Genomic DNA, 23,844 nt, shown 5'->3' on the forward strand with positions numbered 1-23,844 from the left:
TCGTGACGACCGAGGACATGTTGCAGGGGGCGCTGGCCGCCCTTTCCGAAGGCCATTTGGACGAAGCCCGCCAGGGGTTCGAGCGCGTCTTGGCGGGCGAGCCGGATCATGCTGTCGCCCTGCACTGGGTGGCCGTCATCGCCTATCAGCAGGGCGCGGCGCCCGATGCCGTCCTGGGCCAGATCGATCGCGCCATCGTCCTCGATGGCGAGCAGGCCCTGTTCCACAATTCCCGCGGCGCGCTGCTTTATGCCCTGGGCCGCGACCTCGAGGCGGCGGAAAGCTTCCATCGCTCGGTCCAGCTCAGCGACCAGGACGGCGCGGTGTGGAACAATCTCGGCAACGCACTGCTGCGCCTCAACAGGATCGACGAGGCGGAGAATTGCTATCGCCAGGCGCTGGCGGTGACGCCGGGCCTCATCAGCGCCATCAACAATCTGGGCGTCGCGCTGAAGCGTCGGGGAAGGCTGGACAAGGCGCTGATCTGCTTCCGCGAAGCCATCCTGCACATGCCGGACTTCCAGGACGCGCACTTCAATCTTGGCGAGCTCTATTACCACCTCGACATGATCCAGGAGGCGGAAGTGGAGTTCCGCCGTTGTATCGAGCTCAATCCCGATTTCCACCAGGCGCATGCCTCGCTGGCGCAATGCCTGCACGACCAGGGCAAGCGCGAGGAGGCGCTGGAGTTGTTGCGCACAGCCCATGCGCGCTTCCCGGACGATGAAGATATCGACTTCATGCTGCGCCTGCAGTTCTCGTCGATCGCGCCAGCCTGGCACATTCCGATGGTCAATGACGAGGAGCGCAACCAGGCCTATGACCTAGCGCTGCGCCGCGCGGTCAAGTCCGGCGACCTGGTGCTGGAGATCGGCACCGGCTCGGGCCTGGTCGCCATGATGGCGGCGCGCGCCGGGGCGGGACGCGTCGTTACCTGCGAAGTGCTGCCGCTGATGGCCGATATCGCGCGCGAGGTGATCGACAAGAACGGCCTTTCCGAGCGCATCACGGTCGTGACGAAGAAATCGACCCAACTCCAGGTGGGCACCGATCTGCCGGAGCGCGCCGATGTGTTCGTGTCGGAGCTGATCAATATCGGCATGCTCTCGCCCAACATGATCCCCGTGCTGCAGCATGCGCGCGAAACGCTGCTGAAACCCGACGCCAAGATCATTCCGGCGGCCGCTATCGTCTATGGCGCCCTGATCGAGGCGCCTCAGCTCGCCCGCATCAATCCGGTGCGGCATGTTTCCGGCTTCGATTTGAGCCCGCTCGACAAGCTGCGCTCCCCCGGTTATGCGCAGATCGACATGGCCGCCGATCTGGTGCGGCAGATCTCGCAACCATTCAAGGCGCTGGAGTTCGATTTCCGCACCAACATGCCGGAACATGATGCGCGCATGTTGCAGGTCACCGCCACCACCTCCGGCGTTGCCCACGGCATCGCCTTCTGGTTCGATCTCATCATGGATGAGGAAACCGTCTATTCTTCCGCCAGCACCACCCGCACCAACCACTGGAAGCAGGCAGCGGAATTCTTCCCGCAGCCGATCGCGGTTCAGCCGGGTGACCGCTTCATGGTGATCACGGGCTACGACAAGACGCGGATCTTCTTCAAGGGTGTCACGCTGTGACCGGGCGCGTTCTGGGGTTGCTGCATACGGCGGAAGCGCATCGCGCGCGGTTCGACCGGCTGCTGACGGAATTGGCGCCGCCCGATGTCGGCTGGGTGCATTGCGTGCGCGAGGTGCTGCTGCGCCAGGCATTGGACACCTTCCCCGTCAACACCATCGCGGCCGGCATCGAAAACGCGATGGCAACGCTTCAAGGCCAGGGCGCGAGCCAGGTGCTGTGCACCTGCTCCAGCGTGGGCGGCATGGCAGAGCATGTGGGGCGCCAGATGGGCGTGCCGACGCTCCGGCTCGATCGACCGATGGCGGAAGCCGCCGTTGCCGCCGGGCGCCACATCCTGGTGGCGGCGTGCCTGCCCTCCACGCTTGGCCCGACGACCCAGCTGCTGAACGAAGTGGCCCATGCGCAGAACCGGCAGGTCGAGATCGAGACGCTGCTGATGGAAAACGCCTGGCTCTTGTTCCAGGCCGGCGACGAAGCCGCCTTTTCGCGGCACATCGCCGGCATCATCCTGGCGACACGGCCGCGCCCCGATGCGATCGTGCTGGCACAGGCTTCCATGGCCGCCGCCGCGGACCTGCTGACGCAATCTCCGGTGCCGATCTTCGCTTCGCCGCGTCTTGGCGTCGCAGCGGCGCTCGGCCGATTGACCGCGTGGGGCGGCAGTAGCGACATGGTGCGCACCGAGCGGATGGAACGGGGACGGATCGGATGAAAGGCAAAGTGGGCTGGATCGAAGGCGGAAAGTTCCTGGCCGAAAGCGGCACGGGCCACGCCCTGCCGATGCAGGCCAAGATCCTGGGTGACGAGGTCAGCACCGCACCGTCGCCGATGGAATATGTGCTGCTGGGAACGGGCGGCTGCAGCTGCGTCGATGTCGTGCACATCCTGAAGAAGGGCCGGCACGATGTGCGGGATTGCCATGTCCTGCTGAATGCGGATCGCGCGGCCGAGGACCCGAAGGTCTTCACCCGCATCCACATGCATTTCGTCGTGACGGGCAAAGGCCTTAAGCAAGAAGCGGTCGGGCGTGCCGTCGAGCTGTCCGCGGAAAAATACTGTTCCGCCTCCATCATGCTCGCCAAGACGGCGACGATCACGCACGATTTCGAAGTGAAGGAAGCGGAGTAGGGACTCACCCGCTCCCTTAGCGTCATTGCCGGGCAGTTGCGAAGCGACAGGCCCGGCAATCCAAATTCGTTGCAGGGCCAAAACTTGGATCACCGTTTCGCTGCTGTGCAGCGCTCCGGTGATGACGTTTTGGGGCAATGATGGAGAGGTCGCCCTACTCCTGCATCCACTCCACGTCTTCTGGATCGGGCGGGACGACCTGCTTGGCCTTGAAGTTGTTGGCGCGTTTTTGCGCGGCTTCGATCTGCGCCGGTGTCATCTGCGCGGCGACGCCTTCACGCCGGTCCATCATGTCCGTGCGCTCCGCGCTGTCCGGTAACTGGGCGGCGGCGATGTTGTACCAGTAATAGGCCTTGCTCGGATCGGCCGGCACCCCCAGCCCCTGCACGTACATCTGCGCGGTCGGCGCGAAGGCGGCGAAATAGCCTTGGCTCGCCGCGGCCTCGAACATGGCCTGCGCCTTGGCATAGTCCTTGGGAATGCCCTGGCCGAAGAAGTAGATATTGCCCATCAGCCACTGCGCCACCGGGTGGCCGATCTCGGCCAGGCGTGCGAACACCGGCACGGCCTTCGGGAAATTGCCGTTGCGGTAGGCCTCCCATGCCACGTCGGTGTCCTTTTCCAAGGGCGCCCAGGAGCGCGCCTCCCCATCCACCACGACCACGAGCGATTGCATCGGCTGGGGCGCTTGCCGGGCCATGGCCGGGTTGGGAATCTCGATGGTCGTGTTGGAGGATTGCTCGACCGATGCCGTCTCCTCCGCCGCGGCAGGCAGGCCGAGGGCGCAGCAGATCACGGCGGCGAAGAGGGGGCGCAACATGGGGCAGAGGCTAGGAGAAGTTGGTTAATGAAACCTTCACCTTGGCGGCGGCGGGGTCTTGCATCGCAGGTCCGGCAGTCCATATGGAATCGCCATGGCCCAGGAACTGACGCCCGCCGAAGCGGACAAGCTGAAGAGGGATCGGACTCGCGTGGAACGCGATTTCTGGCAAAAGCTGAAGGTCGTCTGCCGCAAGATCCCGTTCATCGACGATCTGGTTTCGGTCTATTACTGCGCGATCGACCCCGCGACGCCGCTGCAGGTCAAGGCGATCCTGTTCGGCGCGCTCGCCTACTTCATCGTGCCGTTCGATATCCTGCCGGATATCATGCCGCTGCTCGGCTTCGGCGACGATGCGGCCGTGCTCTACGCCGCAATCCGCACCATCTCGCCGCATATCAAGCCGGAACACCGCGTGCGCGCCAAGGAAGCGCTGGACAAGCTGCTGCAGAGCTCCGTCAGCTAGTCGGCCGTGAAGCAATAGAAGAAGCCGGCGCCACCGGATTTCGGCAAGTCTTCCTGTCCACAGCCGCGCGACGGGTGCGATGCGTTCCAGGATTTGGACGGCGCGTCGTCGCGCAGCCCGATCCGGTCGTGATGACCGACGAACGCCTGGCTCGTGCTGGCATCGCTGGTCCAGTCCTCGCAGGTCATGCCCGCTGCCACCGTGCCGTCGGCGTTCGACCCGGTCAGGATGTCGTGCTGGTTCGGCGTTTCGCCGCGGCCCTTGACCATATCGCCGGTCTCGGTGAGGGCGGTCTCCTTGTTGATCCGGTTGGCGTCGCCGTGCAGCTCTTCCAGATTGCTGGCGATCAGTTCGCCCTTGGCGTTGTGCCAAGGCCCATCCCCGATGCGGTCGCGGGCATTCACGCTGCTGGTGCTGAGATAGGCGCGCCAGGTCTTGTCGCCCGCACCCGCCGCCTCCGCGATCGTCTGGCAATGCGCATCGGCGCCTTCGAGGCCTCCCAGATTGCCGCCGTCTCCCGGATTCGTGCTGGTGATGAAGAAGGTCATCTCGTTGTCCTGGGCCTGGCCCATGCTCGCGCCCAGGATGATGGCCAGACATGCAATGCTGCCGAACAGAGCTTTCATGGTCTCCTTCCGACAGAAGTGCGGAACGGAAATGATAGGCCCAGTGTGCCGCTCGATCGGGATCACAAGGCGGTGAGAGGCCGCTTGGAGCCGTCTGCCTTCGCCGCCATCAGCGGGCAGCCGATCGGCCCGAGGACTGCTCGAGGATCCAGCGCTTGAACTTGGCCGACTTGGACGGCAGTTCGCTGTCACTCGGATAATTGAGGTAGTAGTTCGCGCCCGTGTTCACCTGCACGGGGAACGGCTGGATCAGCCGGCCAGCGGCGAGATCCTCGTCCAGCATGTCGGCGAACAGCAGGGCGACGCCATGCCCATCGAGTGCCATGCGGCGCAGGGCATGCGTGTCGCTGAGCCGCAAACTGTCGACCTCCGGCATCGCGACATTGGAAGCTTCGAACCAGGCCTTCCAGTCGCCCAGGTCGAATTCGTACAGTAGCTGCAGGCGCAGCAGGTCTCGCGGATGCGCGAGCCGACCGGCGCGGGGCGCCAAGGCCGGGCTCATGACCGGTGTCAGATCGCCGGCGAGGACGAGGTCGATCTTGGCATTCGGCCAGAGGCCGCTGCCCCAGTTGACGCCGATATCAATGCCTTCCCGGCGGAAATCTGCCGGATGATAGGAGTGATGCAGGCGCAGATCGATCTCAGGATGCCGGCGGAGGAACGACGCCAGCCGCGGCGTCAGCCAGTACGCAGAGAAGAAAGGTGCAACGCTGACGTTCAGGATTTCGCGACCCCCGCTTCCGCTGATCCGCGCCACGGCCTGCTCGACGCAATCAAAGGCGCGATTGACACCGCTGTAGAGCGCCTCGCCCGCATCCGTCAGCGCATTCCGTGCCCGGCCGCGCACGACCAGCTTGACCGCGAGGGCTGCCTCGAGCGCGCTGACCTGCCGGCTGATGGCCGCCTGGGTGACGCCAAGCTCTGCTGCGGCCCTGGTGAAGCTGAGGGTGCGCGCAACCGCCTCGAAGCTGCGTAGCGCGGTCAGTGACGGCAGGCGTCTGGCTGGTCTAGTCATTACCTCAAGTTATGTTCGTGCTGTGGAAGGCATTGGCGTGCACTGATCTGGCTCTCTATCGTTTGAGCGGAAGTAATCTTACAGGCCGGAGCCTGCATGACAAGGTTGAACACGCAAGCCACCGCACGCGCCGCGGCGGAGATCCACAAGGGCGAGATCGGCGTGCTTTGCCTGAGCGAGGCTGAGGTCATGGCGCTGCTCGATCCCTCCGCGCTCCTCAATGCGCTCGCCGAGGGGTTCCGTCGCCTTGCCGCAGGCCGGGTGCAGGCTCCCGCCCGTCCCGAGATTCGCGTGCCGGGCGCAGGCTTCTCGCTTGCCATGCCAGCGTGGAGCGAGGGGATGAGCATTGCCGTGAAGGTCGTGAACGTCTTCGATGGCAATCTGGCGCTCGATCTGCCCAGCCACCTCGCGACGATCACGCTCTTCGATCCGCGGACCGGTTCGCCACGCTGCATGATGGACGGCACCTACATCACCGCCATTCGCACCGCCGCATCCGCGATCCTGTCGGTGAGGGAGCTGGCGCGCCGCGACTCGCGCACGGCGACTGTGATCGGCGCGGGGGTGCAGGCGCGAGAACACCTGCGGTTGCTGCCGCTTGTCGCGCAGTTCGAGTATGTCCGATTGGCTTCACTTCGTTTCGCGGATGCGCAGCGCCTGGCTGCGCATTTTGCCGGGGTTACAGCCATCCAGGACGTTGAATCGGCCGTGCGCACGTCGGACGTGGTGTGCCTCGCGACGCACGCGCCTGAGTCCGTCATCCGGACGGACTGGCTCCGGCCGGGAACGCATGTCACGTCCGTGGGCTATTACCCGCCACGCGGCGAGTTGCCGTTCGACCTGCCGCGCCGCCACCGGTTGTTCGTGGAGAGCAGCGAATCCTTCGAGCCGCCACCGGTCGGGTGCGCCGAGCTGCAGGGGGTGAGTGCGGATCATGGAACGCCTTTGGGCGATGTGCTCCTCGGCCGTCGGCCGGGCCGTGAATCCGCTGCCGAGATCACCGTCTACAAGGCGATGGGCGTCGCCATGGAGGATTTGGTGGCGGCCGAGCTTGTCTATGCCGAAGCAAGGCGGAAGGGCGTGGGGCGTGAGGTGCCGTTCTGACCGCCCGTGGCGCCCGTAAGGACTGTGACCCAGGAGATCAGAGGAGGCGGCCCATGATCAGGCTCACGCGCGTATCGGCTATTGCGTCCATCGTGCTGCTCTCGGCTTTGTCGGCGAACGCGGATATCGTCATCGCGGTCGCGGGACCGATGACCGGCGATCTGGCCAGCTATGGCGAGCAGATGCAGATCGGTGCGGAAACCGCGGCCAGGATCATCAACGCTGCCGGGGGCGTGCTCGGGCAGCCGATCGCGATTCAAGCCGAAGACGACGCCTGCGATCCAAAGCAGGCGGTCCAGGTGGCCAATCGCATTGTCTCGCGCGGCATCGATCTGGTCCACGGCCATTTCTGCTCGGGCTCGACACTGCCGGCCTCCGACGTCTACGACGAATCTGGTTCAGCGATCGTGACGCTCTCCACAAATCCGGCGATCACGGATCGCGGGATGGAGCGCGTCTTTCGGATCACCGGTCGCGACGACGCGCAGGGAGGGGTCGCGGCGAGCGACATGATCCGTCGCTTCGGCGGCAAGCGTTTCGCGGTCATGGACGACAAGAGCATCTATGGTCAGGGCATCGCCGAGGAGGTCGTGCGGGCGCTGCAGGCGGCTAACCAAACCATCGTCTTTCGAGGCACGATCAACGCCAGCGAGAGCGACTACTCGGCGATTGTATCGCGGTTGAAGGCGGCGGGCGCAGAGATCGTCTACTTCGGCGGCTATCATGCGGAAGCGGGCATGATCCTCCGGCAAGCCGCCCAGCAAGGTCTCCCGATCACGCTCTATGGCGGCGACGGCATCGCCTCGTCGGAGCTGGCCCAGATTGCAGGATCCGCGGCTGACGGGACATACTTCACCTTTTCGCCCGACGTCCGCGCCAATCCCGGTGCCGCGGCGGCGGTCACCGCGATCCGGGCTGCCGGTTTTGAGCCGGAGGGCTTCACGCTCTATTCCTATGCATCGATCGAGGTCCTTGCAGAGGGCGTCCGGCGTGCCGGTACCACGGAAGGCGAGGCGGTCGCCAAGGCACTCCGCTCAAAGCCGATCGCAACCGTGATTGGCCTGGTGTCGTTCGATGACAAGGGCGACAACGAGCAACCGGGCTTCGTGCTCTATCAGTGGCGCGACAACGAGTATGCCCTCGCGTCACAGCCCTAGGTGACGCGCTGGGGCGGTGCTGAAACCTTCGCCTCGCGCCGCGCGATGTAGATGGTGCTGGCGACGATGAGGGCGGCGCCGGCCCAGGTCCAGCCATCCGGCAGCTCGGCGAAAAAGAGGAAGCCGAAGAGGGCGGAGAACAGCAGCCGCGAATAATCGAACGGCGCGACCGCCGAGGCCTCGCCGGCGCGGAAGGCCAGGATCCACCAATATTGCGACAAGGCGCCGATGGCGCCGATCGCTGCCAGCATCGCCCAGCCTTCCGGCGTCGGCCAGGTCCAGTGCGGCACTGCAAGCGCCAGGGCGATCGGCGAGGACACCAGCCCGAAATAGAACAGCATGGCGAGCGGCCGCTCATAGGCTGGCAGCTTCTTCAAGACCGTGATCAGGATCGCGATGGAGAGCGCATCGCCCAGCGCGAACAGGGCGTTGGGATCGAACGCAGCGGTGCCCGGGCGCATCATCACCAGCACACCGATGAAGCCGACGAAGGTCGCCGCCCAGCGCCGCCAGCGCACCGTCTCGTGCAGCACGATGACCGCCAGCAGGACAGCGAACAGCGGCTTGGAGAAGCTGAGCGCGTTGTAGGCGGCGAGCTCCATGCGGCTGAGGCCGAAATAGGCGCAGCCCATGGCCGTCGCGCCCAATACCCCACGCCAGGCATGCATGCCGAGATGCCTGGTGCGGAGGGCGCCGATTCCCTGCCAGGCGATCGCCGGCGCCAGCACCAGCAACCCGAAGAAGCAGCGGAAGAAGGTGATCTCGAACGGGCTCACCTCCCGCGAGGCGAACTTCACGAACGTCGCCATCACCGAAAAGCCGAGGCAGGACAGCAGCAGCCACAAAGCGCCCTGCAGGTTGGGGCCGAGGCGGGAGAAGCGCTCGCGCGGAAGGGCGAGCGTCATCTGGCGTCGCGCTCCGCCGTGCGCGCCGGATCGCCGGAGGCGGCCACCGCCTCGCGTGCGGCGCGCTGATTCAGCATCGCCTCGCGCCGCGCGATATAGATGCCGGCCAGCACGATGATGGCGGAGCCGAGTAGAGTGTAGGCGTCCGGCCGCTCGGCGAAGACCAAGATCCCGATCACGATGGTGAAGATTAGCCGCACATAATCGAACGGTACCACCACCGAAGCATCGGCCATCGAGATGGCGCGGGTCCAGCACACGTGGCCGACCGTCCCGGCGAGGCCCATGCCGATCACGAACACCCAATCCTCCATGGCCGGCCAGCTCCAGAACGGCAGTGCTGTCACCAGCGACATGGGCGTCAGCAGTAGCACCATATAGGCGACGATGGCGTTGCTGGGCTCGGTGCGCGACATCTGCTTGACCACGATGATGACGAGCGCGGTCAGGAACGCACCGGCCAGGGCCAGGATCTCGCCGATGCCGAGGCCGCTGACGCCCGGCCGGAGCACGATGAGCACGCCGACGAAGCCGACGAGGGTGGCAGACCAGCGCCGCTGCCGCACCGTCTCCCCCAGCACGAGGGCCGCCATGATGGTCGCGAACAGGGGCGCGGTGAAGCTGAGCGCCGTGGCGTTGGCGAGGGTGAGATAGCTGAGCGAGGTGAAACCGCACAGCATGGAGGCGAGGCTCAAGGCCGAGCGCAGGGTGAACATGCGGATGCGCGGCCAGCTGAGCTCGCCCAGGCCCTGGCTGATGAGCCAGGGCAGCATGAAGAACAGGCCCCAGAAATTGCGCCAGAAGGTGATGACGAAGCCGTGCAGATCGCTTGACAGGAATTTGACCTGGGCGCTGAGCCCCGCGAAGCACAGAGCGGCGAGAACGGTCAACCCCGCGGCGATCAACACATGATTGGGCTGTCCCCGCTCTTTAATCTTGTCAAAGAACATGATGGGTCGGCACATTAGAGAGAAAGGTGTGCCGCCGCCATTGCCGAGCCGGAATTGGCCCCATGCGGCAGGCGCAATGGGTCGGCGCAAAGGGAGGTTAAGTCACGTTCATGAATGAACCGCTGTGGCGGCCTTCGCCTGCTGCGATCGCCGAGTCCAACATGACCCGCTTCCGCGCCCACGTGGCGCGCGACTGGTCGACGGAGTTGCCGGACACCGACGCGCTCTGGCGGTGGTCGGTGGAGGAGATCGAGCGCTTCTGGCTGTCGCTCTGGCGCTTCTGCGATGTGGTGGGCGAGCCGGGCAACGTGATCATGAGGGATCGCGACAGGATGCCGGGCGCCCAGTTCTTCCCCGAAGCCAGGCTCAATTTCGCCGAGAACATGCTGCGCTTCTCGAAAGACGGCGGCGAGGGCGATGCCATCGTGTTCTGGGGCGAGGACAAGGTGAAGCGCCGCGTCTCCCATGCCGAGCTGCATGACTGCGTCAGCCGCCTGGCGCAACATCTGCGCGCCCTCGGGCTGAAGCCGGGAGACCGGGTCGCCGGCTTCGTCCCGAACGCGCCGGAGGCGGTGATCGGCACGCTCGCCGCGGCTGCCATCGGTTGCATCTGGTCGTCCTGCTCGCCCGATTTCGGCGTGCAGGGCGTGCTCGACCGCTTCGGTCAGATCGAGCCCAAAGTGCTGATCACGGCCGACGGCTATTGGTACGGCGGCAAGCAGTTCGACTCGCTGGCGCGGGTCGCGGAATTCTCGGCCAAGCTACCCAGCCTGCGGGAAATCCTGGTCTTCCCTTATCTGAGCGACAAGCCGGATCTCTCCAATCTGCCGAAGGGCAAGCTGTTGCCGGACGTGCTGGCAGGCTATCCCGGCGGCGCGATCCAGTATGAGCGCGTGCCCTTCAATCACCCGCTCTACATCATGTATTCCAGCGGCACGACGGGCGTGCCGAAATGCATCGTGCACGGTCAAGGCGGCACGCTGCTGCAGCATCTGAAGGAGCATCGCCTGCATGGCGACGTGCGGCCGCACGATCGCGTCTTTTATTTCACCACCTGCGGCTGGATGATGTGGAACTGGCTAGTCTCCGGCCTCGCCTCGGACGCAACGCTTCTGCTCTATGACGGCTCGCCCTTCGCGGCGCGCGGCAACATCCTCTACGATTATGCGGAGGCGGAGCGCTGCACGCTGTTTGGCACCTCGGCCAAATACATCGACGCTTGCGCCAAGCAGGGGCTGGACCCGATCCGCACCAACGATCTCTCCACCGTGCGCATGATCACGTCGACCGGATCGCCGCTCGCGCCCGAGGGGTTCGATTGGGTCTATGAGCACGTGAAAAAGGACGTGTGCCTGTCGTCGATCTCCGGCGGCACGGATATCATTTCCTGCTTCATGCTTGGCAACCCGACCGGCCCGGTGTGGCGCGGCGAGATCCAGATGCGCGGCCTTGGCATGAAGGTTGAGGTGTGGAACGACGAGGGCAAGCCGGTCACCGGCGAGAAGGGCGAGCTGGTTTGTGCTGCGCCGTTCCCCTCCATGCCGGTCGGCTTCTGGAACGATCCCGACGGGCGAAAGTATCGTGCGGCCTATTTCGAGATCTATCCCAACATCTGGCGCCACGGCGATTACGTCGAGCTGACGGAGCACGGCGGCATCATTGTTTATGGACGCTCTGATGCCGTGCTCAATCCCGGCGGCGTGCGCATCGGCACGGCGGAGATCTATCGCCAGGTGGAGCAATTGCCGGAGGTGGTGGAAAGCATCGTCATCGGCCAGGACTGGGAGAACGACGTGCGCGTGGTCCTGTTCGTGCGCCTGCGTGAAGGTATCGCACTCGACGATGCGCTGAAGGACAAGATCAAGAAGCAGATCCGCCAGAACACCACCCCGCGCCACGTGCCGGCCAAGGTCATCCAGGTTGCCGACATCCCCCGCACCAAGTCCGGCAAGATCGTGGAACTCGCCGTGCGTGACGTGGTGCACGGCCGGCCGGTGAAGAACAAGGAAGCGTTGGCAAACCCCGAAGCGCTCGCGCTGTATGAGGGCATCGTGGAGCTGCAGTCGTGAGTTTGTCGCTCTCGCCGGCGAGTCACCACGCTTGCCACCGACTCTTATGTCATCCCGGCCTTGAGCCGGGATCCATTCATCCGCCGTACGTGCGACTGCGGAATGGACCCCGGCTCAGGGCCGGGATGACTGTCTGAGAAGACGGCGAGGACAAAACATTCATGACCGCTACTCCAAGCTACCGCGTCAACGCGCTCCTCGCCGGTGTCGCCGAGCCCGCCATCGCCGAAGCGCAGGCCTGGATCGCCGGGCGCACCTTTCCAAAGGACAAGCCGCTAATCGATGTATGCCAGGCGGTCCCGGGCTATCCGCCGCCGGCGGCGCTCACGGAGCATCTGGCGCGCATCGTCTCGGAGCCGGCGACCTCGCGCTACACCGACATCTGCGGCTTGCCGAAGCTGCGCGCGGCGCTCACCGAAGACATGACGCGCTTCTACGGCAGCCGTATTGAGCCGAACCAGGTGATGATCACCGCCGGCTGCAACCAGGCCTTCTGCCTCGCGATGATGAGCCTTGCCCAGGCGGGCGAGGAGATCATCATGCCGGCGCCCTTCTACTTCAATTACGAGATGTGGCTGCAGATGCTAGGCATCCGTCTGGTGCCGCTCTCGTTCCGGCCGCAGGCCGGTGGCGAGCCGGATCTCGACGAAGCCGCGCGCGCCATCGGACCCAAGACCAAGGCCATTGTTCTGGTCTCGCCTAACAATCCGACCGGCGCGGTCTACAAGCCCGCGACCATCCGCGCATTCCAGGACCTGGCGCGCGAGCGCGGAATCGCGCTGGTGCTTGATGAGACCTATCGCGATTTCCTGCCGGCTGATGGCGCGCCGCACGATCTCTTCGGCGATGCGGACTGGCCTCGTACGCTGATCCACCTCTACAGCTTCTCCAAAGTGTTTGCGCTGACCGGCTATCGCGTCGGTGCGATCGTGGCGGGCAGCGCCTTCATCGATCACGCCGCCAAGGCGATGGATTGCGTTTCGATCTGCGCCCCCCGCATCGGCCAGGAGGCGGCGCATTTCGGTCTGGGTCATTTGGCGGACTGGCGCCAATCCAACACCCGCATGATGCGCGACCGCCGCGCGGCGCTCCTGAACGCGTTCGCGCGCAATGATCTCGGCTACGAGCTCATCTCCGCCGGCGCCTATTTCGCGTATCTGAAGCACCCGCACCGCGGCCGCAAGGCGACGGACGTCGCGCGCCGCCTGGTCGATCGGCAGAACCTGCTGGCGCTGCCCGGCAGCGTGTTCGGCCCCAACCAGGACGACTATCTGCGCGTTGCGTTCGCCAACGTCGATGCGGCGCTGATGCCGGAGATCGCGGCACGCCTGGCTGCCGACGCGGTGGACAAAGGATTGTAGCGAGACATTCTCCCCGCAAACCACCAAAGCACGACCGTGACGAAAGGGGGGTGCATCGGAGCCCATGCATGCCCGCCATGCGCTTGATTCGGATTGTGCAGCCGCCATCCGCCCGATAGCTTCGCGCGCATGCCGACCTGGTCGCTTTACACCACCACCGTGATCGTCTGGGGCCTGTCCTGGCACGCGCTGATCTATCAAGTCGGCGTGGCGCCGGCGCTGTCGATCGCCTATCGCTTCATGCTTGCGGCGGCGATCATGATCGTGTTCTGCCTCGTCACCCGCCGGCGCCTGGCGTTCCAGGCGCGCGACTATGGCCTGATGACGGTGCTCGGCCTCTTCCTGTTCTGCACCAACTACATCCTGTTCTATTACGCGACCGCCTACCTCGCCACCGGGCTGCTCGCCGTCGTGTTCTCGATGATCACGGTCATGAACATGGCGAATGCCGCGATCTTCTTCGGCCAGAAGATCGAAGGCAGGGTCGCGATCGCCGCCGCCTTCGGTCTCGTCGGCCTGGCACTGACCTTCTGGTCGGATATCGCCGGACATGAACTCAATCGCGAGGTCGTCCTCGGCCTGCTCCTTTCGCTGCTCGGCACGCTCTGCGCTTCGCTCGGCAACATGGCGTCGATCGGTCTGGGCAAGCGCGGCGTGGGCGTGGTCGAATCAAACACCATCGGCATGAGCATCGGCGCGGTGGCGTCCTTCGCGTTCGCGATGCTGCACGGCGCACCACTCGTCTACAACATGGCGCCCAGCTACACCATCTCGCTCCTGTTCCTCTCCCTGTTCGCAACGGTCATCGGCTTCGGCTCGTTCCTGACCTTGGCACGCCGCATCGGCGCGGCGCGGGCCGCCTATGCCTCCGTCCTGTTCCCGATCCTGGCGCTGGCCTTGAGCGCCTGGTTCGAGGATTATCGGCCACAACCCGAGGCGATTCTCGGCGTCGGCCTGATCCTGATCGGCAATGTATTCGCGCTGCGTCGCGCGCCACGGTCCGCGCCGGTGACGGCAGAATGAGGTGAGAATGAACCTGAACATCAGGCCCGATATCGCGAGCCTGGAGGAATCGCAGATCGTCGAAGTCTGGCGCATGGGTTTCGACATTCCGGACGTCATCGGCATGTGGGTGGGGCAGGGCGACCTGCCGACCCCGCGCTTCATCTGCGATGCCGCATCCCGCGCGCTCGCGGCCGGCGACACCTTCTATACCCACAAGCGCGGCATCCCGGCGCTCCGCCAGGCCCTCATCGACTATCACCGCGACCTCTATGGCGTGGAGATCGCCGATTCGCGCATCGCGATCACCAGCAGCGGCATGAACGCGATGGTGCTGATCGTGCAGACGCTGGTCTCTGCGGGCGACAATGTCGTGTGCGTGACGCCGGTCTGGCCGAACATCTTCGCCGCGATTCAGATCCAAGGCGGCATCGCGCGTCACGTGCCGATGGCCGGCACCGACCACGGCTGGGAGCTGGACCTCGATCGCGTGTTCGCGGCCTGCGACGACCGCACGCGCGCGATCTATCTCGCTTCGCCCGGCAACCCGACGGGCTGGGTGATGCCGGAAGAGCAGCGCCGCGCCGTGCTCGATTTTGCGCGCCAGCGCGGCATCGCCCTCATTGCCGACGAAGTCTACAACCGCCTGATCTATGACCGCCGCGTGGCACCCTCGTTCCTGGAGATCGCGCAGCCGGACGATCCTCTCTTCGTCGTCAACAGCTTCTCCAAGACCTGGGCGATGACGGGCTGGAGAATCGGCTGGATGATCATGCCACAAGGCCTGACCGATCAGGTGGACCGCCTCATCGAGTTCAATACCTCCGGTGGGCAAAGCTTCCTGCAGGCGGGCTGTATCGCCGCCATTCGCGAGGGCGAGCCCTGGGTCGAATGGATGGTGGAACGCTGCAAGCGGGGCCGCGATCTGGTGGTGGCGCGCCTCAACGCCATGAACCGGGTGTCGGTCATTCCTGCCAACGCGTCCTACTACCTGATGCTGCGGGTCGAGGAGATGGGCGACCCCGTGGCGTTCTGCAAACGCCTGGTGCGCGAAGCGCGAATCGGCCTGGCGCCCGGGACGGCGTTCGGCGCCGGCGGCGAGCACTATCTCAGGCTGTGCTACGCGCAAGGCGAAGAGCGCCTGGGCGAGGCGATGGACCGGCTGCAGGCATTCCTGGGCAAGGCCTGATCGGTGACCGGCCGGACAATTGGGGAACATCACAGGAATTTGCGGCGCACAGGTCGTGAATCCCGCTACCCAGCGTCATTTTTCTTATGCTAGGGTTTCGGCCGAGCCGATCGGGCCGGGCCTTTCCGATCGGCCAACTAAGAACAGCGGCCCGGGAGGCAGCGGCCAGATCGGCCATTCACATCAAGGGACTTAGGACATGAAGAAGCTCATCGGTGGTCTCGTCGCCGGCGCGGTGCTCGCGTTCTCGGCGGTGACGGCCCAGGCGGAGACGGTGAAGGTCGGCGTCGCGGCGGAGCCTTATCCGCCGTACTCGTCCAAGGACGCGAGCGGCACATGGGTCGGTTGGGAGATCGACCTCTACCAGGCAGTCTGCAAGGTTGAGGGGCTGGACTGCAAGCTGGTCGAAGTGGCCTGGGACGGCATCATTCCCGCTCTGCAGGAAAAGAAGATCGACGTGATCTGGTCCTCGATGACCATCACCGACAAGCGCAAGGAAGTCATCGACTTCACGCAATTCTACTATGACTCGCCGACCATCATCATCGGCGCCAAGTCGGATGATGCCAACATCGACTTCAATAATGCCGACAGCGTGAAGGGCAAGATCTTCGGCGTGCAGACGGCGACCATCCATGCCGATTATGTGCAGAAGTATTTCGGCAACGCGGCCGAAGTGAAGCTCTATGACACGCTCGACAATGCACTGGCCGATCTGAAGGCCGGCCGTATCGATTACGTGCAGGAGGGCCGCACCTCGCTCACGCCGTTCCTGCAGGCCAATGCGGACTTCGCGGAAAAGGCTCTCTGCCCGCAGGATCCGCTGCTCGGCTATGGCGTCGGCGGCGGCGTGCGCCAGGGAGACACGGCCCTGCGCGACAAGCTGAGCGCCGGCATCAAGAAGGTCGTCGAGAGCGGTGAGTATGACAAGATCACCGCCAAGTACTCGGAGCTGGAAGGCCAGCTGGTGAAGCCCAGCTTCTAAGCCGGAACTCCGAACGACAAGACAGCGCCGCCCGGGTGAAAATCCGGGCGGCGCCTTGCGTTTGGTATGCTAGTGTTGACGAAAGCAAAAGGGCGGCAGGAGACTAAGGACCGCCCGGCTCGAGAACAGGGTAGCGTGGGGAAAGCATGAATCCGCAGCCATCTCTCTGGTCGCTGATGGCCTATGGCGCCGAGGGTTTCGGCGATGAGTTCCTGACGGGTTTGCTCTTCACGCTCCAGATCTCGGTCTGCGGTTATATCCTGGCCTTCGTGCTCGGCTTGCTGGGGGCCGGCGCCAAGTTGCATGGCAACAAGGCGCTGTACCGCGTTGGCGATCTCTACACTACGTTCATCCGCGCCATCCCCGAATTGCTGCTGATCCTCATGGTCTTTTACATGGGCGGCCGGGCGTTGACCCAGCTGTTCGTCGGCATCGGACTGGCCGATCGGGACTTTCAGGTGACTCCATTCGCGGCGGCGGTGGCCGCGCTCGGATTGATCTATGGGGCGTATCTGACGGATATTTTTCGCGGTGCGATCCAGGCAATTCCCAAAGGGCAGATCGAAGCGGCTCGTGCATATGGGATGCATGCCCCCATGCGGTTCCGCAGAATCATCTTTCCGCAGATGATACGCTACGCAGTGCCTGGCATGGGCAATCAGTGGCTGAACATCACGAAGGATAGCGCGCTGGTGAGCGTGATTGGCGCGTTCGAACTCCTGTTCGCCGCCAAGAGCGCGGCCTCGCAGACGAAGCATTACGTATTCTTCTATTCGGTCGGCGGCCTCTGCTTCCTTGGCATCACCATCGTGTCGATGATCGCGCTCCAGCATATCGAGCGACGCACCAGCCGCGGCGTGCGGCGGGCTTGAGGTAGGGCGGCAATGACCATCGAGCAATGCTACGCCTTCCTGAACACCGAGCCCGGCCCCGGCTTCAACCTGTGCTACACGCTGGTGACGGTGTTTCCCGCGCTGATCAAAGCGATTCCGATCTCGCTTCTGCTGCTGGTCACCTCGGGCATCATCGGCAACCTGCTCGCCGTCCCCGTGGCCCTGGCGCGGGTCTCCCGCAACCCACTGCTTTGGATGCCGTCCTACAGCTTCATCCTGCTGATGCGCGGGACGCCGCTGCTGGTCCAGATCTATCTGATCTATTATGGCCTGGGCGAGGTGTTCGGCCAGATGACCCTGTTCGGCCAGCCCCTTATGAAGGCTCTGCCGTTCCTGCGCGATGGCATCTACTACGCTATCTTCGCGCTCAGTCTGAACACGGCGGGCTACACCGGAGAGATCCTGCGCGGCGCCATCCTGGCCGTCCCGCACGGCGAGATCGAGGCCGGCCGCGCCTTCGGCATGTCGCGCTGGATGATCTTCCGCCGCATCACGCTGCCGCGCGCGATCCGGATCTGCCTGCCCGCCATGAGCACGGAAACCATCCTGCTGCTCAAGGCGACGGCGCTCGCCTCCACCATCACGGTCTACGAGGTGCTGGGCACGGCCCAGTTCCTGCGCTCCCAGAGCTATCGAATCTATGAGACGCTGCTCAGCGCTGGCATCGTCTACATCGTGCTTGTGTTCATCCTGACGCGCATCCTCAACTGGCTGGAGCGCTATCTCAACAAGGACCGCGAGCGGCCGCTGGCCATTCCGATGGCACAGACGGTGAAGCCGTAGCGGCGCCTAACGGACGTAACTTGCGCCGTTGATATCGAAGGTGGCGCCGGTCAGATGCCGGACTTGGTCCGAGCACAAGAACGCTGCCAGCGCTCCACATTCCTCGGCGCTGACCATGCTTCCGAGGGGAATTTCCGCAAGAATGCGCTCGATCCCTGCATCGTCAAGGCTGGTATATGCCATGTCCGTGTCGGTAAAACCCGGCGCGATGGTAAATGCCAAGATATTATCCTTCGCATAGCCGCGCGCGATCGTCTTGGTCATGGCCACGAGCGCGCCTTTCGAGGCCGCATAGGGCCACTGATCGGATGCGTCGCCGCGATGCGCGGCACGACTCGCGAGATTGATGATCTTCCCGCCGCCATGGGCGCGGAAGTGAGCGATGGCCAGCTTGCAGAGGTCCGCAGGCGCATGGAGGTTCACTTGCAGCACGCGTCCCCAGGTCCGATGCCATTCGTCCAGCGGCGCATCGACTGAGATCGGCTCGAATATGCCGGCGTTGTTGACGACCACATCGATCCGTGGCGCCGCAGCGGTCGCTGCGCGCCACAGCTCGCCAGCCGCCGCGGCCTCGGCGAGATCCGCCTCAATGAGGTGGCAGACTTCGGAGCCGAGTGATTTCTGGATCGCCTCGGCGGCGCCGCGGCTCTTGCCGAAATGCAGCAGAACCTGGGCGCCGGCCCCAGCCACGGCTCGGACGATCGCCTCGCCGATACCGCGCGAACCACCTGTCACAAGGATCGTCTTGCCCGTGAGATCGATCATGGTGAGGGTCCTCCCGTTAGGGGCGGCATGCCTGCCATGCTCACAACAAGCCGCGCGGGCGATCTATTCCGGCTTCTCGTCCTTGGAGCGGTTGGGCGCGGCCTGGTTTGCCTGGGCGAGGGTTTCGAGCTGCTTCTGAAGCGCCTGCATCTGCGCCTTCAGGTCGTCGAGATCGGCGGGCTTGGCCTCCGGCTTCGGCGTCGGGGCTGCCGTCTCGCTCTGCTGGTTGCCGCGGAACGGCGACCACATGCGCATGGCCTGTTCGAAGAATGCGATGTTCTGCTTCGACATCTCCTGGAAGCGGTCGAACGGGAAGATGCCGCCGAAGCTCTCGCGCATATATTGGCGCATCTGCTCCTGGTTCTTGGTGAAGGCTTCCATGCTCTGTTCCAGGTAGCGCGGGACCAGGAACTGCAGATTGTCGCCATAGAGGCTGATGAGCTGGCGCAGGAAGTTGATGGGCAGCATGTTCTGCCCCTTGGCTTCCTCTTCGACGATGATCTGGGTCAGGACCGATCGGGTGATGTCTTCGCCGGTCTTGGCGTCCTCGACGGTGAAATCCTGCCCTTCGCGGACCATCTGAGCGAGGTAGTCGAGGGTCACGTAGGAAGAGGTGGCGGTGTTGTAGAGCCGCCGGTTGGCGTATTTCTTAATACGCACCGTCGGCTTGCCATCCTTATCCTGCCCGTTGGTCATGCGTGGGTGCCTCTTAACACTGGATGCGTTGCAGCATAGCAGGGGTGACCCCCTGTTTGGCAATGCAATAGCTGCATTGCGAAAGGCCGGATCGGCCCTCTAATATCTGCGCAAAAGCCGAGGGAACAGGCCGGAGTCATGGCTGCCGACCCGCAACAATCCGCCCACGCGGCACGCACGGCCGCAATGCAGGACGAGATCCAAGAACAGCTGCAGGCGCTGGCGCGTAAGCTGCTGGACCTCTGGCAGGATCACTTGTCGGCGCTGGCCCAGGATCCGGCGCTGATGGCCCAGGCGTTGAAGCTGATGAGTGCTTATTCGCCGTTCCCCTGGCCACCGCCGGGGATGGCGCCAACCGGAGGGACCGGCTTTGCCCCATTCCCCAACCAATTCCCAGGGAGCCCCGCGGGGTTCCCATTCGGGGGCTTCCCCGCCGCCCCATTCTCGGCCGGCCAGGCGGCTGGGCCCGCGCCCGCTGCCGCAGCACCTGATGCTGGCAATGGCGCTGTGGGGGAACTCCGCCGCCGCCTGGCCGAGCTTGAAAGCCGCCTGGCAGAACTCGAACGAGCCGGGGCCGCCAAGCCCGCTCGCAAGCGCGCTCCGGGCGCTCGCACCCGAACTCCAAAAGGCGGATGAAACCATCCTCCTCAATGCGCTGACCCTCGAGGGGCAACGCAGGCTCGGGCGCTTCCTCGACGGCGTGCTGGCGTATCGGCGCTATCCCGGCGCACGCCGGTCATCGGACCGGCCTGTGCTGTGGCGCGAGGGGACGACCCTGCTGCGCGACTACCGGCGCAACAATGACGCCGTGGCGCCGCGCCTGCTGGTCGTGCCGTCCTTGATCAACCGCTATTACATCCTGGACCTGGAGCCGGAGAGCAGCTTCCTGGCCGATCTCGCGGCCCGCGGTTACGCGCCCTTCGTGGTCGATTGGGATGCGCCGGGGCCGGAGGAACAAACATTCGATTTGACCCGCTACATCGCGGGGCGGCTCGAAGGGGCGCTGGATGCGGTGAAGCGCCAGCCGGGCGGGCCCATCATCATCATCGGCTATTGCATGGGCGGGAATCTGGCGCTGGCCCTGGCGCTGCGCCGGCAGAGTGATATCGCCGCGCTGGCGTGCCTGGCGACGCCGTGGGATTTCCATGCCGACAGTCAGGCCCAGGCGCAACTCATCGGCGCGGTCGGCCGCAGCATGGATCCTCTGTTCCAGGTGCTGGGCGAGATGCCAGTCGACGTCCTGCAAAGCTTCTTCGCCGCCCTCGATCCCCTGTCCATCCTTGCCAAGTTCCGCCGCTTCGCCGAGATGGAGGGCGAGCAGGCGCGCAGGTTCGTCGCGCTCGAGGATTGGCTGAACGATGGTGTGGGCCTGGCGGCGCCGGTCGCGCGCGAATGCCTGACGCAATGGTATGGCGAGAATACGACCGCCAACGGCAAGTGGCTGATCGCGGGCGAGCCTGTGCGACCGGAGAGGCTGAACATACCCGCGCTGGCGATGGTGCCCAGTGCCGATCGGATCGTTCCACCGAAGAGCGCCATGACCCTCGCACAGCGGCTGCCGAAATGTGACACCCTAACTCCTGCGGCGGGTCACATCGGCATGATGGTTGGCAGCTCCGCACGAGCCAAGGTGTGGGACCCGCTCGATGCCTGGCTTCGGCGAATCGCCGCAAGTTAGCCGGTGTGCTTGCGCCTGACACGCAAGGGCCCTAACGTCGCTACAAGAGCATGATCAAGGCCACTGGCAGGCGGTCGTCCTGCCGGACTTCAATGGAGTTTTCACATGACCGATGTCGTCATCGTTTCCGCTGCCCGCACGCCGATCGGCGCCTTCAGCGGCGCCCTCTCGTCTCTTCCGGCGCACGAGCTTGGCAAGATCGCCATTATCGAGGCGCTGAAGCGCGCCAAGGTCGAGGCGGGTGAGGTGAGCGAGGTGGTCCTGGGCCACGTGCTGACGGCTGGCACCGGCCAGAACCCCGCGCGGCAGGCGGCGATCGCGGCCGGCATCCCGACCGAGAAGACGGCGTATGTCATCAACCAGGTCTGCGGCTCGGGCCTGCGCACGGTGGCGCTCGGCTACCAGGCGATCCGCAACGGCGATTCCGATATCGTCGTGGCGGGCGGGCAGGAGAGCATGAGTCTGGCACCGCACTGCATGCATCTGCGCAACGGCACCAAGATGGGCGACACGCAGATGATCGACACGATGATCAAGGACGGGCTGTGGGACGCCTTCAACGGCTATCACATGGGCATCACCGCGGAGAACGTGGCGGAGAAGTGGCAGATCACCCGAGAGGTCCAGGACAAGTTCGCCGCTGCCTCCCAGAACAAGGCCGAGGCCGCGCAGAAGGCCGGCCGGTTCAAGGACGAGATCGTGTCCGTCACCATCTCGACCCGCAAGGGCGACGTCACGGTCGCGGACGACGAATACATCAAGCCCGGCACCAACATTGAGACCCTGGCCAAGCTGCGCCCGGCCTTCAGGAAGGACGGGACCGTGACGGCCGGCAACGCCTCCGGCATCAACGACGGGGCGGCAGCGCTGATCCTCATGAGCGCGGCCAACGCCGCCAAGCGCGGATTGAAGCCGCTGGCGCGCATCGCCTCCTGGGCGACCGCCGGCGTCGATCCGGCGGTGATGGGCTCGGGTCCCATCCCGGCCAGCCGCAAGGCCCTGGAGAAGGCCGGCTGGAGGGCGGAAGATCTCGACTTGATCGAGGCCAACGAGGCGTTCGCGGCCCAGGCCTGCGCGGTCAACAAGGATCTCGGCTTCGATACGTCGAAGGTGAACGTGAATGGCGGCGCCATTGCGCTCGGCCATCCGATCGGCGCGTCGGGAGCGCGCATCCTGGTGACGCTGTTGCACGAGATGCAGAAGCGCGATGCGAAGAAAGGTTTGGCGACCTTGTGCATCGGCGGCGGCATGGGCATCGCGCTCACCGTCGAACGCTAGTTTCGGTCAACGAGAAAAAACAGGGAGGAAGAGATGGCGCGCGTTGCAGTGGTGACAGGCGGAACCCGCGGCATCGGGGAAGCGATCTCCGTCGCCTTGAAGAAGGCCGGTTACAAGGTGGCCGCCAACTATGCCGGCAATGATGCGGCTGCCCAGGCTTTCGCGCAGAAATACGGGATCCCCGTCTACAAGTTCGACGTCAGCGACTTCAAGCAGTGCCAGGACGCGATCCAGAAGATCGCGCAAGAGCTGGGCCCGGTCGACATCGTCGTCAACAATGCCGGCATCACGCGCGATGGCACCTTGCACAAGATGACGCCGGAGATGTGGGGCCAGGTGGTCGCCACCAACCTCGGCTCCTGCTTCAACATGTGCCGCTGCGTGATCGACGGCATGCGCGAGCGCAGTTTCGGCCGCATCGTCAACATCGGCTCGATCAACGGCCAGGCCGGGCAATACGGCCAGGTGAACTACGCCGCGGCGAAGTCCGGCATCCACGGCTTCACCAAGGCCCTGGCGCAGGAAGGCGCCGCCAAGAACGTCACCGTCAATGCCATCGCGCCGGGCTACATCGATACCGACATGGTGCGCGCGGTCCCGCCGCAGGTGCTGGAAAAGATCGTCGCCAAGATCCCGGTCGGCCGCCTCGGCCGGGCGGAGGAGATCGCGCGCGGCGTCCTCTTCCTGGTGGCGGACGATGCCGGCTTCATCACCGGCTCGACCCTTTCCATCAACGGCGGCCAACACATGTATTAGGGAGGCGCAATGGCGACCTATCCCTTCACCGAGGAAGCGGCCGCCAGCCCCGACGTGCGCGCGGTCTACGAGGACATTAAGCAGACCCGCAACGTCGACTGGATCAACAACTTCTGGAAAGTGCTCGCCAACGATCCGGCGATGCTCAAACGCACCTGGGAGAGCCTGAAGCAGGTGATGGCACCCGGCGCCCTCGATCAGCGCACCAAGGAGATGCTCTATCTCGCCGTCTCCATCACCAACGGCTGCGATTATTGCACCGTCTCGCACACGGCCGCGGCGCGCAAGGCCGGCGTGACCGACGCCATGCTGCACGAACTGATCGCCGTCGTCGGCATGGCCAACCAGACCAACCGCCTCGCCAATGCCTACCGCGTGGAACCCGACGAGAAGCTGGTCGAAGCGGCCAAGGGGCCGAAGGCGTAGCACCTTGCACCTTGGCGCTTGACTGCCGAGCTTAAGCCTTTCTACGCTGGAAGCGGCCGGACACAGCCAGCCGCTCGCGCCCTTCGGGCATGGTGAATGTGTTCCATCTCCTCCCTGATCCTTTCCGGTTCGGCGGATGAGTCAGCAATGCGGGCAC

General features: G+C 64.7%; 24 protein-coding genes. 17 read left to right on the plus strand and 7 right to left on the minus strand.

All coding sequences use genetic code 11. The annotated features are described in order from the left end of the window. The first annotated feature begins 2 nt into the window (after positions 1-2). The 3 genes from DTX69_RS20665 to DTX69_RS20675 are packed head-to-tail and all read left to right on the plus strand — an operon-like array spanning position 3 to position 2,763. Positions 3-1,634, plus strand: coding sequence for a tetratricopeptide repeat protein (locus DTX69_RS20665; RefSeq protein ID WP_162917403.1), 1,632 nt, complete (start codon positions 3-5; stop codon positions 1,632-1,634). Further along, on the plus strand, positions 1,631-2,347 hold the full coding sequence (locus DTX69_RS20670; protein WP_162917404.1) for a hypothetical protein: 717 nt from the start codon (positions 1,631-1,633) through the stop codon (positions 2,345-2,347). The genes DTX69_RS20665 and DTX69_RS20670 overlap by 4 nt, the downstream gene beginning before the upstream one ends. Continuing rightward, positions 2,344-2,763: an OsmC family protein gene (locus tag DTX69_RS20675; RefSeq protein ID WP_119303461.1), complete on the plus strand. Its 420-nt coding sequence runs from the start codon at positions 2,344-2,346 to the stop codon at positions 2,761-2,763. The genes DTX69_RS20670 and DTX69_RS20675 overlap by 4 nt, the downstream gene beginning before the upstream one ends. A 154-nt stretch (positions 2,764-2,917) precedes the next feature. Here the strand turns inward: DTX69_RS20675 and DTX69_RS20680 are convergent, their stop codons facing one another. Beyond that, positions 2,918-3,583 (minus strand): tetratricopeptide repeat protein, encoded by a 666-nt coding sequence (locus DTX69_RS20680; protein ID WP_119303462.1) that lies wholly within the window; start codon positions 3,581-3,583, stop codon positions 2,918-2,920. 94 nt (positions 3,584-3,677) lie between these two features. Here DTX69_RS20680 and DTX69_RS20685 point away from each other — a divergent pair, with 94 nt between their 5' ends. Continuing rightward, complete coding sequence (locus tag DTX69_RS20685) at positions 3,678-4,049, plus strand: YkvA family protein (RefSeq protein WP_119303463.1); 372 nt, start codon at positions 3,678-3,680, stop codon at positions 4,047-4,049. On the opposite strand, the gene DTX69_RS20690 is transcribed toward DTX69_RS20685, so the two are convergent. Continuing rightward, positions 4,046-4,675: a hypothetical protein gene (locus tag DTX69_RS20690; RefSeq protein ID WP_119303464.1), complete on the minus strand. Its 630-nt coding sequence runs from the start codon at positions 4,673-4,675 to the stop codon at positions 4,046-4,048. The genes DTX69_RS20685 and DTX69_RS20690 overlap by 4 nt on opposite strands. A 109-nt stretch (positions 4,676-4,784) precedes the next feature. Then, positions 4,785-5,690 (minus strand): LysR substrate-binding domain-containing protein, encoded by a 906-nt coding sequence (locus DTX69_RS20695; protein WP_119303465.1) that lies wholly within the window; start codon positions 5,688-5,690, stop codon positions 4,785-4,787. Between the two features lie 96 nt (positions 5,691-5,786). Here DTX69_RS20695 and DTX69_RS20700 point away from each other — a divergent pair, with 96 nt between their 5' ends. Together DTX69_RS20700 and DTX69_RS20705 are read left to right on the plus strand one after the other, a co-directional pair. Further along, entirely contained in the window at positions 5,787-6,794 is a 1,008-nt protein-coding gene (locus DTX69_RS20700; protein WP_119303466.1) for an ornithine cyclodeaminase family protein, read from the plus strand. Between the two features lie 53 nt (positions 6,795-6,847). After that, a complete protein-coding gene (locus DTX69_RS20705; protein ID WP_119303467.1) occupies positions 6,848-7,951 on the plus strand; it encodes a branched-chain amino acid ABC transporter substrate-binding protein in 1,104 nt (367 codons plus the stop codon). Here the strand turns inward: DTX69_RS20705 and DTX69_RS20710 are convergent. Together DTX69_RS20710 and DTX69_RS20715 are read right to left on the minus strand one after the other, a co-directional pair. Further along, positions 7,948-8,856 carry a DMT family transporter gene (locus DTX69_RS20710; RefSeq protein WP_119303468.1) on the minus strand — a complete coding sequence of 303 codons (909 nt, stop codon included), beginning with the start codon at positions 8,854-8,856 and terminating at the stop codon, positions 7,948-7,950. The genes DTX69_RS20705 and DTX69_RS20710 overlap by 4 nt on opposite strands. Then, entirely contained in the window at positions 8,853-9,806 is a 954-nt protein-coding gene (locus DTX69_RS20715; protein ID WP_162917405.1) for a DMT family transporter, read from the minus strand. The genes DTX69_RS20710 and DTX69_RS20715 overlap by 4 nt, the downstream gene beginning before the upstream one ends. A 110-nt stretch (positions 9,807-9,916) precedes the next feature. Between DTX69_RS20715 and DTX69_RS20720 the strand changes: the two genes are divergently transcribed. The 7 genes from DTX69_RS20720 to DTX69_RS20750 all read left to right on the plus strand — a co-directional run bounded on the left by DTX69_RS20720 (position 9,917) and on the right by DTX69_RS20750 (position 18,088). After that, positions 9,917-11,875, plus strand: a complete 1,959-nt coding sequence (locus DTX69_RS20720; RefSeq protein ID WP_119303470.1) for an acetoacetate--CoA ligase — start codon at positions 9,917-9,919, stop codon at positions 11,873-11,875. 161 nt (positions 11,876-12,036) lie between these two features. Continuing rightward, entirely contained in the window at positions 12,037-13,236 is a 1,200-nt protein-coding gene (locus tag DTX69_RS20725) for an aminotransferase (RefSeq protein ID WP_119303471.1), read from the plus strand. Between the two features lie 129 nt (positions 13,237-13,365). Then, positions 13,366-14,259 (plus strand): DMT family transporter, encoded by an 894-nt coding sequence (locus DTX69_RS20730; RefSeq protein WP_119303472.1) that lies wholly within the window; start codon positions 13,366-13,368, stop codon positions 14,257-14,259. A gap of 7 nt (positions 14,260-14,266) precedes the next feature. Further along, entirely contained in the window at positions 14,267-15,427 is a 1,161-nt protein-coding gene (locus DTX69_RS20735) for a pyridoxal phosphate-dependent aminotransferase (protein ID WP_119303473.1), read from the plus strand. 199 nt (positions 15,428-15,626) lie between these two features. Further along, positions 15,627-16,412 carry a transporter substrate-binding domain-containing protein gene (locus tag DTX69_RS20740; RefSeq protein ID WP_119303474.1) on the plus strand — a complete coding sequence of 262 codons (786 nt, stop codon included), beginning with the start codon at positions 15,627-15,629 and terminating at the stop codon, positions 16,410-16,412. Between the two features lie 146 nt (positions 16,413-16,558). Beyond that, positions 16,559-17,284, plus strand: coding sequence for an ABC transporter permease (locus DTX69_RS20745; protein ID WP_119303475.1), 726 nt, complete (start codon positions 16,559-16,561; stop codon positions 17,282-17,284). A 12-nt stretch (positions 17,285-17,296) separates the two neighbouring features. Then, positions 17,297-18,088 carry an ABC transporter permease gene (locus DTX69_RS20750; RefSeq protein WP_119303476.1) on the plus strand — a complete coding sequence of 264 codons (792 nt, stop codon included), beginning with the start codon at positions 17,297-17,299 and terminating at the stop codon, positions 18,086-18,088. Positions 18,089-18,094: 6 nt separating this feature from the next. Here DTX69_RS20750 and DTX69_RS20755 read toward each other — a convergent pair whose 3' ends face one another. Then, complete coding sequence (locus tag DTX69_RS20755; protein ID WP_119303477.1) at positions 18,095-18,853, minus strand: SDR family NAD(P)-dependent oxidoreductase; 759 nt, start codon at positions 18,851-18,853, stop codon at positions 18,095-18,097. A gap of 63 nt (positions 18,854-18,916) precedes the next feature. Further along, the gene (gene phaR, locus DTX69_RS20760; protein ID WP_119303478.1) at positions 18,917-19,549 is read right to left on the minus strand and encodes a polyhydroxyalkanoate synthesis repressor PhaR; all 633 of its coding nucleotides are present in this window, start codon (positions 19,547-19,549) and stop codon (positions 18,917-18,919) included. A gap of 490 nt (positions 19,550-20,039) precedes the next feature. On the opposite strand from phaR, the gene DTX69_RS20765 reads away from it, so the two are divergent. The 4 genes from DTX69_RS20765 (at position 20,040) to DTX69_RS20780 (ending at position 23,687) form a co-directional block, all read left to right on the plus strand. Then, complete coding sequence (locus DTX69_RS20765) at positions 20,040-21,227, plus strand: alpha/beta fold hydrolase (RefSeq protein WP_119303479.1); 1,188 nt, start codon at positions 20,040-20,042, stop codon at positions 21,225-21,227. Between the two features lie 105 nt (positions 21,228-21,332). After that, a complete protein-coding gene (locus tag DTX69_RS20770) occupies positions 21,333-22,505 on the plus strand; it encodes an acetyl-CoA C-acetyltransferase (RefSeq protein ID WP_119303480.1) in 1,173 nt (390 codons plus the stop codon). A gap of 33 nt (positions 22,506-22,538) precedes the next feature. Then, entirely contained in the window at positions 22,539-23,261 is a 723-nt protein-coding gene (gene phbB / locus DTX69_RS20775; RefSeq protein ID WP_119303481.1) for an acetoacetyl-CoA reductase, read from the plus strand. A 9-nt stretch (positions 23,262-23,270) separates the two neighbouring features. After that, complete coding sequence (locus tag DTX69_RS20780; protein ID WP_119303482.1) at positions 23,271-23,687, plus strand: carboxymuconolactone decarboxylase family protein; 417 nt, start codon at positions 23,271-23,273, stop codon at positions 23,685-23,687. The last annotated feature ends 157 nt before the right edge of the window (positions 23,688-23,844 follow it).

The sequence above is a fragment of the Dongia deserti genome (assembly GCF_003574735.1).
GTDB classification, from domain to species: Bacteria; Pseudomonadota; Alphaproteobacteria; order Dongiales; family Dongiaceae; genus Dongia_A; species Dongia_A deserti.

Excerpts from the sequence above, each read along its gene's own strand:
- DTX69_RS20690 (WP_119303464.1), bottom strand. The coding sequence starts at position 4,675 with ATGAAAGCTCTGTTCGGCAGCATTGCATGTCTGGCCATCATCCTGGGC.
- DTX69_RS20730 (WP_119303472.1), top strand. The coding sequence starts at position 13,366 with ATGCCGACCTGGTCGCTTTACACCACCACCGTGATCGTCTGGGGCCTG.
- DTX69_RS20765 (WP_119303479.1), top strand. The coding sequence starts at position 20,040 with ATGCTGGCAATGGCGCTGTGGGGGAACTCCGCCGCCGCCTGGCCGAGC.
- DTX69_RS20680 (WP_119303462.1), bottom strand. The coding sequence starts at position 3,583 with ATGTTGCGCCCCCTCTTCGCCGCCGTGATCTGCTGCGCCCTCGGCCTG.
- phaR (WP_119303478.1), bottom strand. The coding sequence starts at position 19,549 with ATGACCAACGGGCAGGATAAGGATGGCAAGCCGACGGTGCGTATTAAG.
- DTX69_RS20755 (WP_119303477.1), bottom strand. The coding sequence starts at position 18,853 with ATGATCGATCTCACGGGCAAGACGATCCTTGTGACAGGTGGTTCGCGC.
- DTX69_RS20740 (WP_119303474.1), top strand. The coding sequence starts at position 15,627 with ATGAAGAAGCTCATCGGTGGTCTCGTCGCCGGCGCGGTGCTCGCGTTC.
- DTX69_RS20700 (WP_119303466.1), top strand. The coding sequence starts at position 5,787 with ATGACAAGGTTGAACACGCAAGCCACCGCACGCGCCGCGGCGGAGATC.
- DTX69_RS20685 (WP_119303463.1), top strand. The coding sequence starts at position 3,678 with ATGGCCCAGGAACTGACGCCCGCCGAAGCGGACAAGCTGAAGAGGGAT.
- DTX69_RS20780 (WP_119303482.1), top strand. The coding sequence starts at position 23,271 with ATGGCGACCTATCCCTTCACCGAGGAAGCGGCCGCCAGCCCCGACGTG.
- DTX69_RS20725 (WP_119303471.1), top strand. The coding sequence starts at position 12,037 with ATGACCGCTACTCCAAGCTACCGCGTCAACGCGCTCCTCGCCGGTGTC.
- phbB (WP_119303481.1), top strand. The coding sequence starts at position 22,539 with ATGGCGCGCGTTGCAGTGGTGACAGGCGGAACCCGCGGCATCGGGGAA.
- DTX69_RS20770 (WP_119303480.1), top strand. The coding sequence starts at position 21,333 with ATGACCGATGTCGTCATCGTTTCCGCTGCCCGCACGCCGATCGGCGCC.
- DTX69_RS20705 (WP_119303467.1), top strand. The coding sequence starts at position 6,848 with ATGATCAGGCTCACGCGCGTATCGGCTATTGCGTCCATCGTGCTGCTC.
- DTX69_RS20750 (WP_119303476.1), top strand. The coding sequence starts at position 17,297 with ATGACCATCGAGCAATGCTACGCCTTCCTGAACACCGAGCCCGGCCCC.
- DTX69_RS20675 (WP_119303461.1), top strand. The coding sequence starts at position 2,344 with ATGAAAGGCAAAGTGGGCTGGATCGAAGGCGGAAAGTTCCTGGCCGAA.
- DTX69_RS20710 (WP_119303468.1), bottom strand. The coding sequence starts at position 8,856 with ATGACGCTCGCCCTTCCGCGCGAGCGCTTCTCCCGCCTCGGCCCCAAC.
- DTX69_RS20695 (WP_119303465.1), bottom strand. The coding sequence starts at position 5,690 with ATGACTAGACCAGCCAGACGCCTGCCGTCACTGACCGCGCTACGCAGC.
- DTX69_RS20720 (WP_119303470.1), top strand. The coding sequence starts at position 9,917 with ATGAATGAACCGCTGTGGCGGCCTTCGCCTGCTGCGATCGCCGAGTCC.
- DTX69_RS20735 (WP_119303473.1), top strand. The coding sequence starts at position 14,267 with ATGAACCTGAACATCAGGCCCGATATCGCGAGCCTGGAGGAATCGCAG.
- DTX69_RS20745 (WP_119303475.1), top strand. The coding sequence starts at position 16,559 with ATGAATCCGCAGCCATCTCTCTGGTCGCTGATGGCCTATGGCGCCGAG.
- DTX69_RS20715 (WP_162917405.1), bottom strand. The coding sequence starts at position 9,806 with ATGTTCTTTGACAAGATTAAAGAGCGGGGACAGCCCAATCATGTGTTG.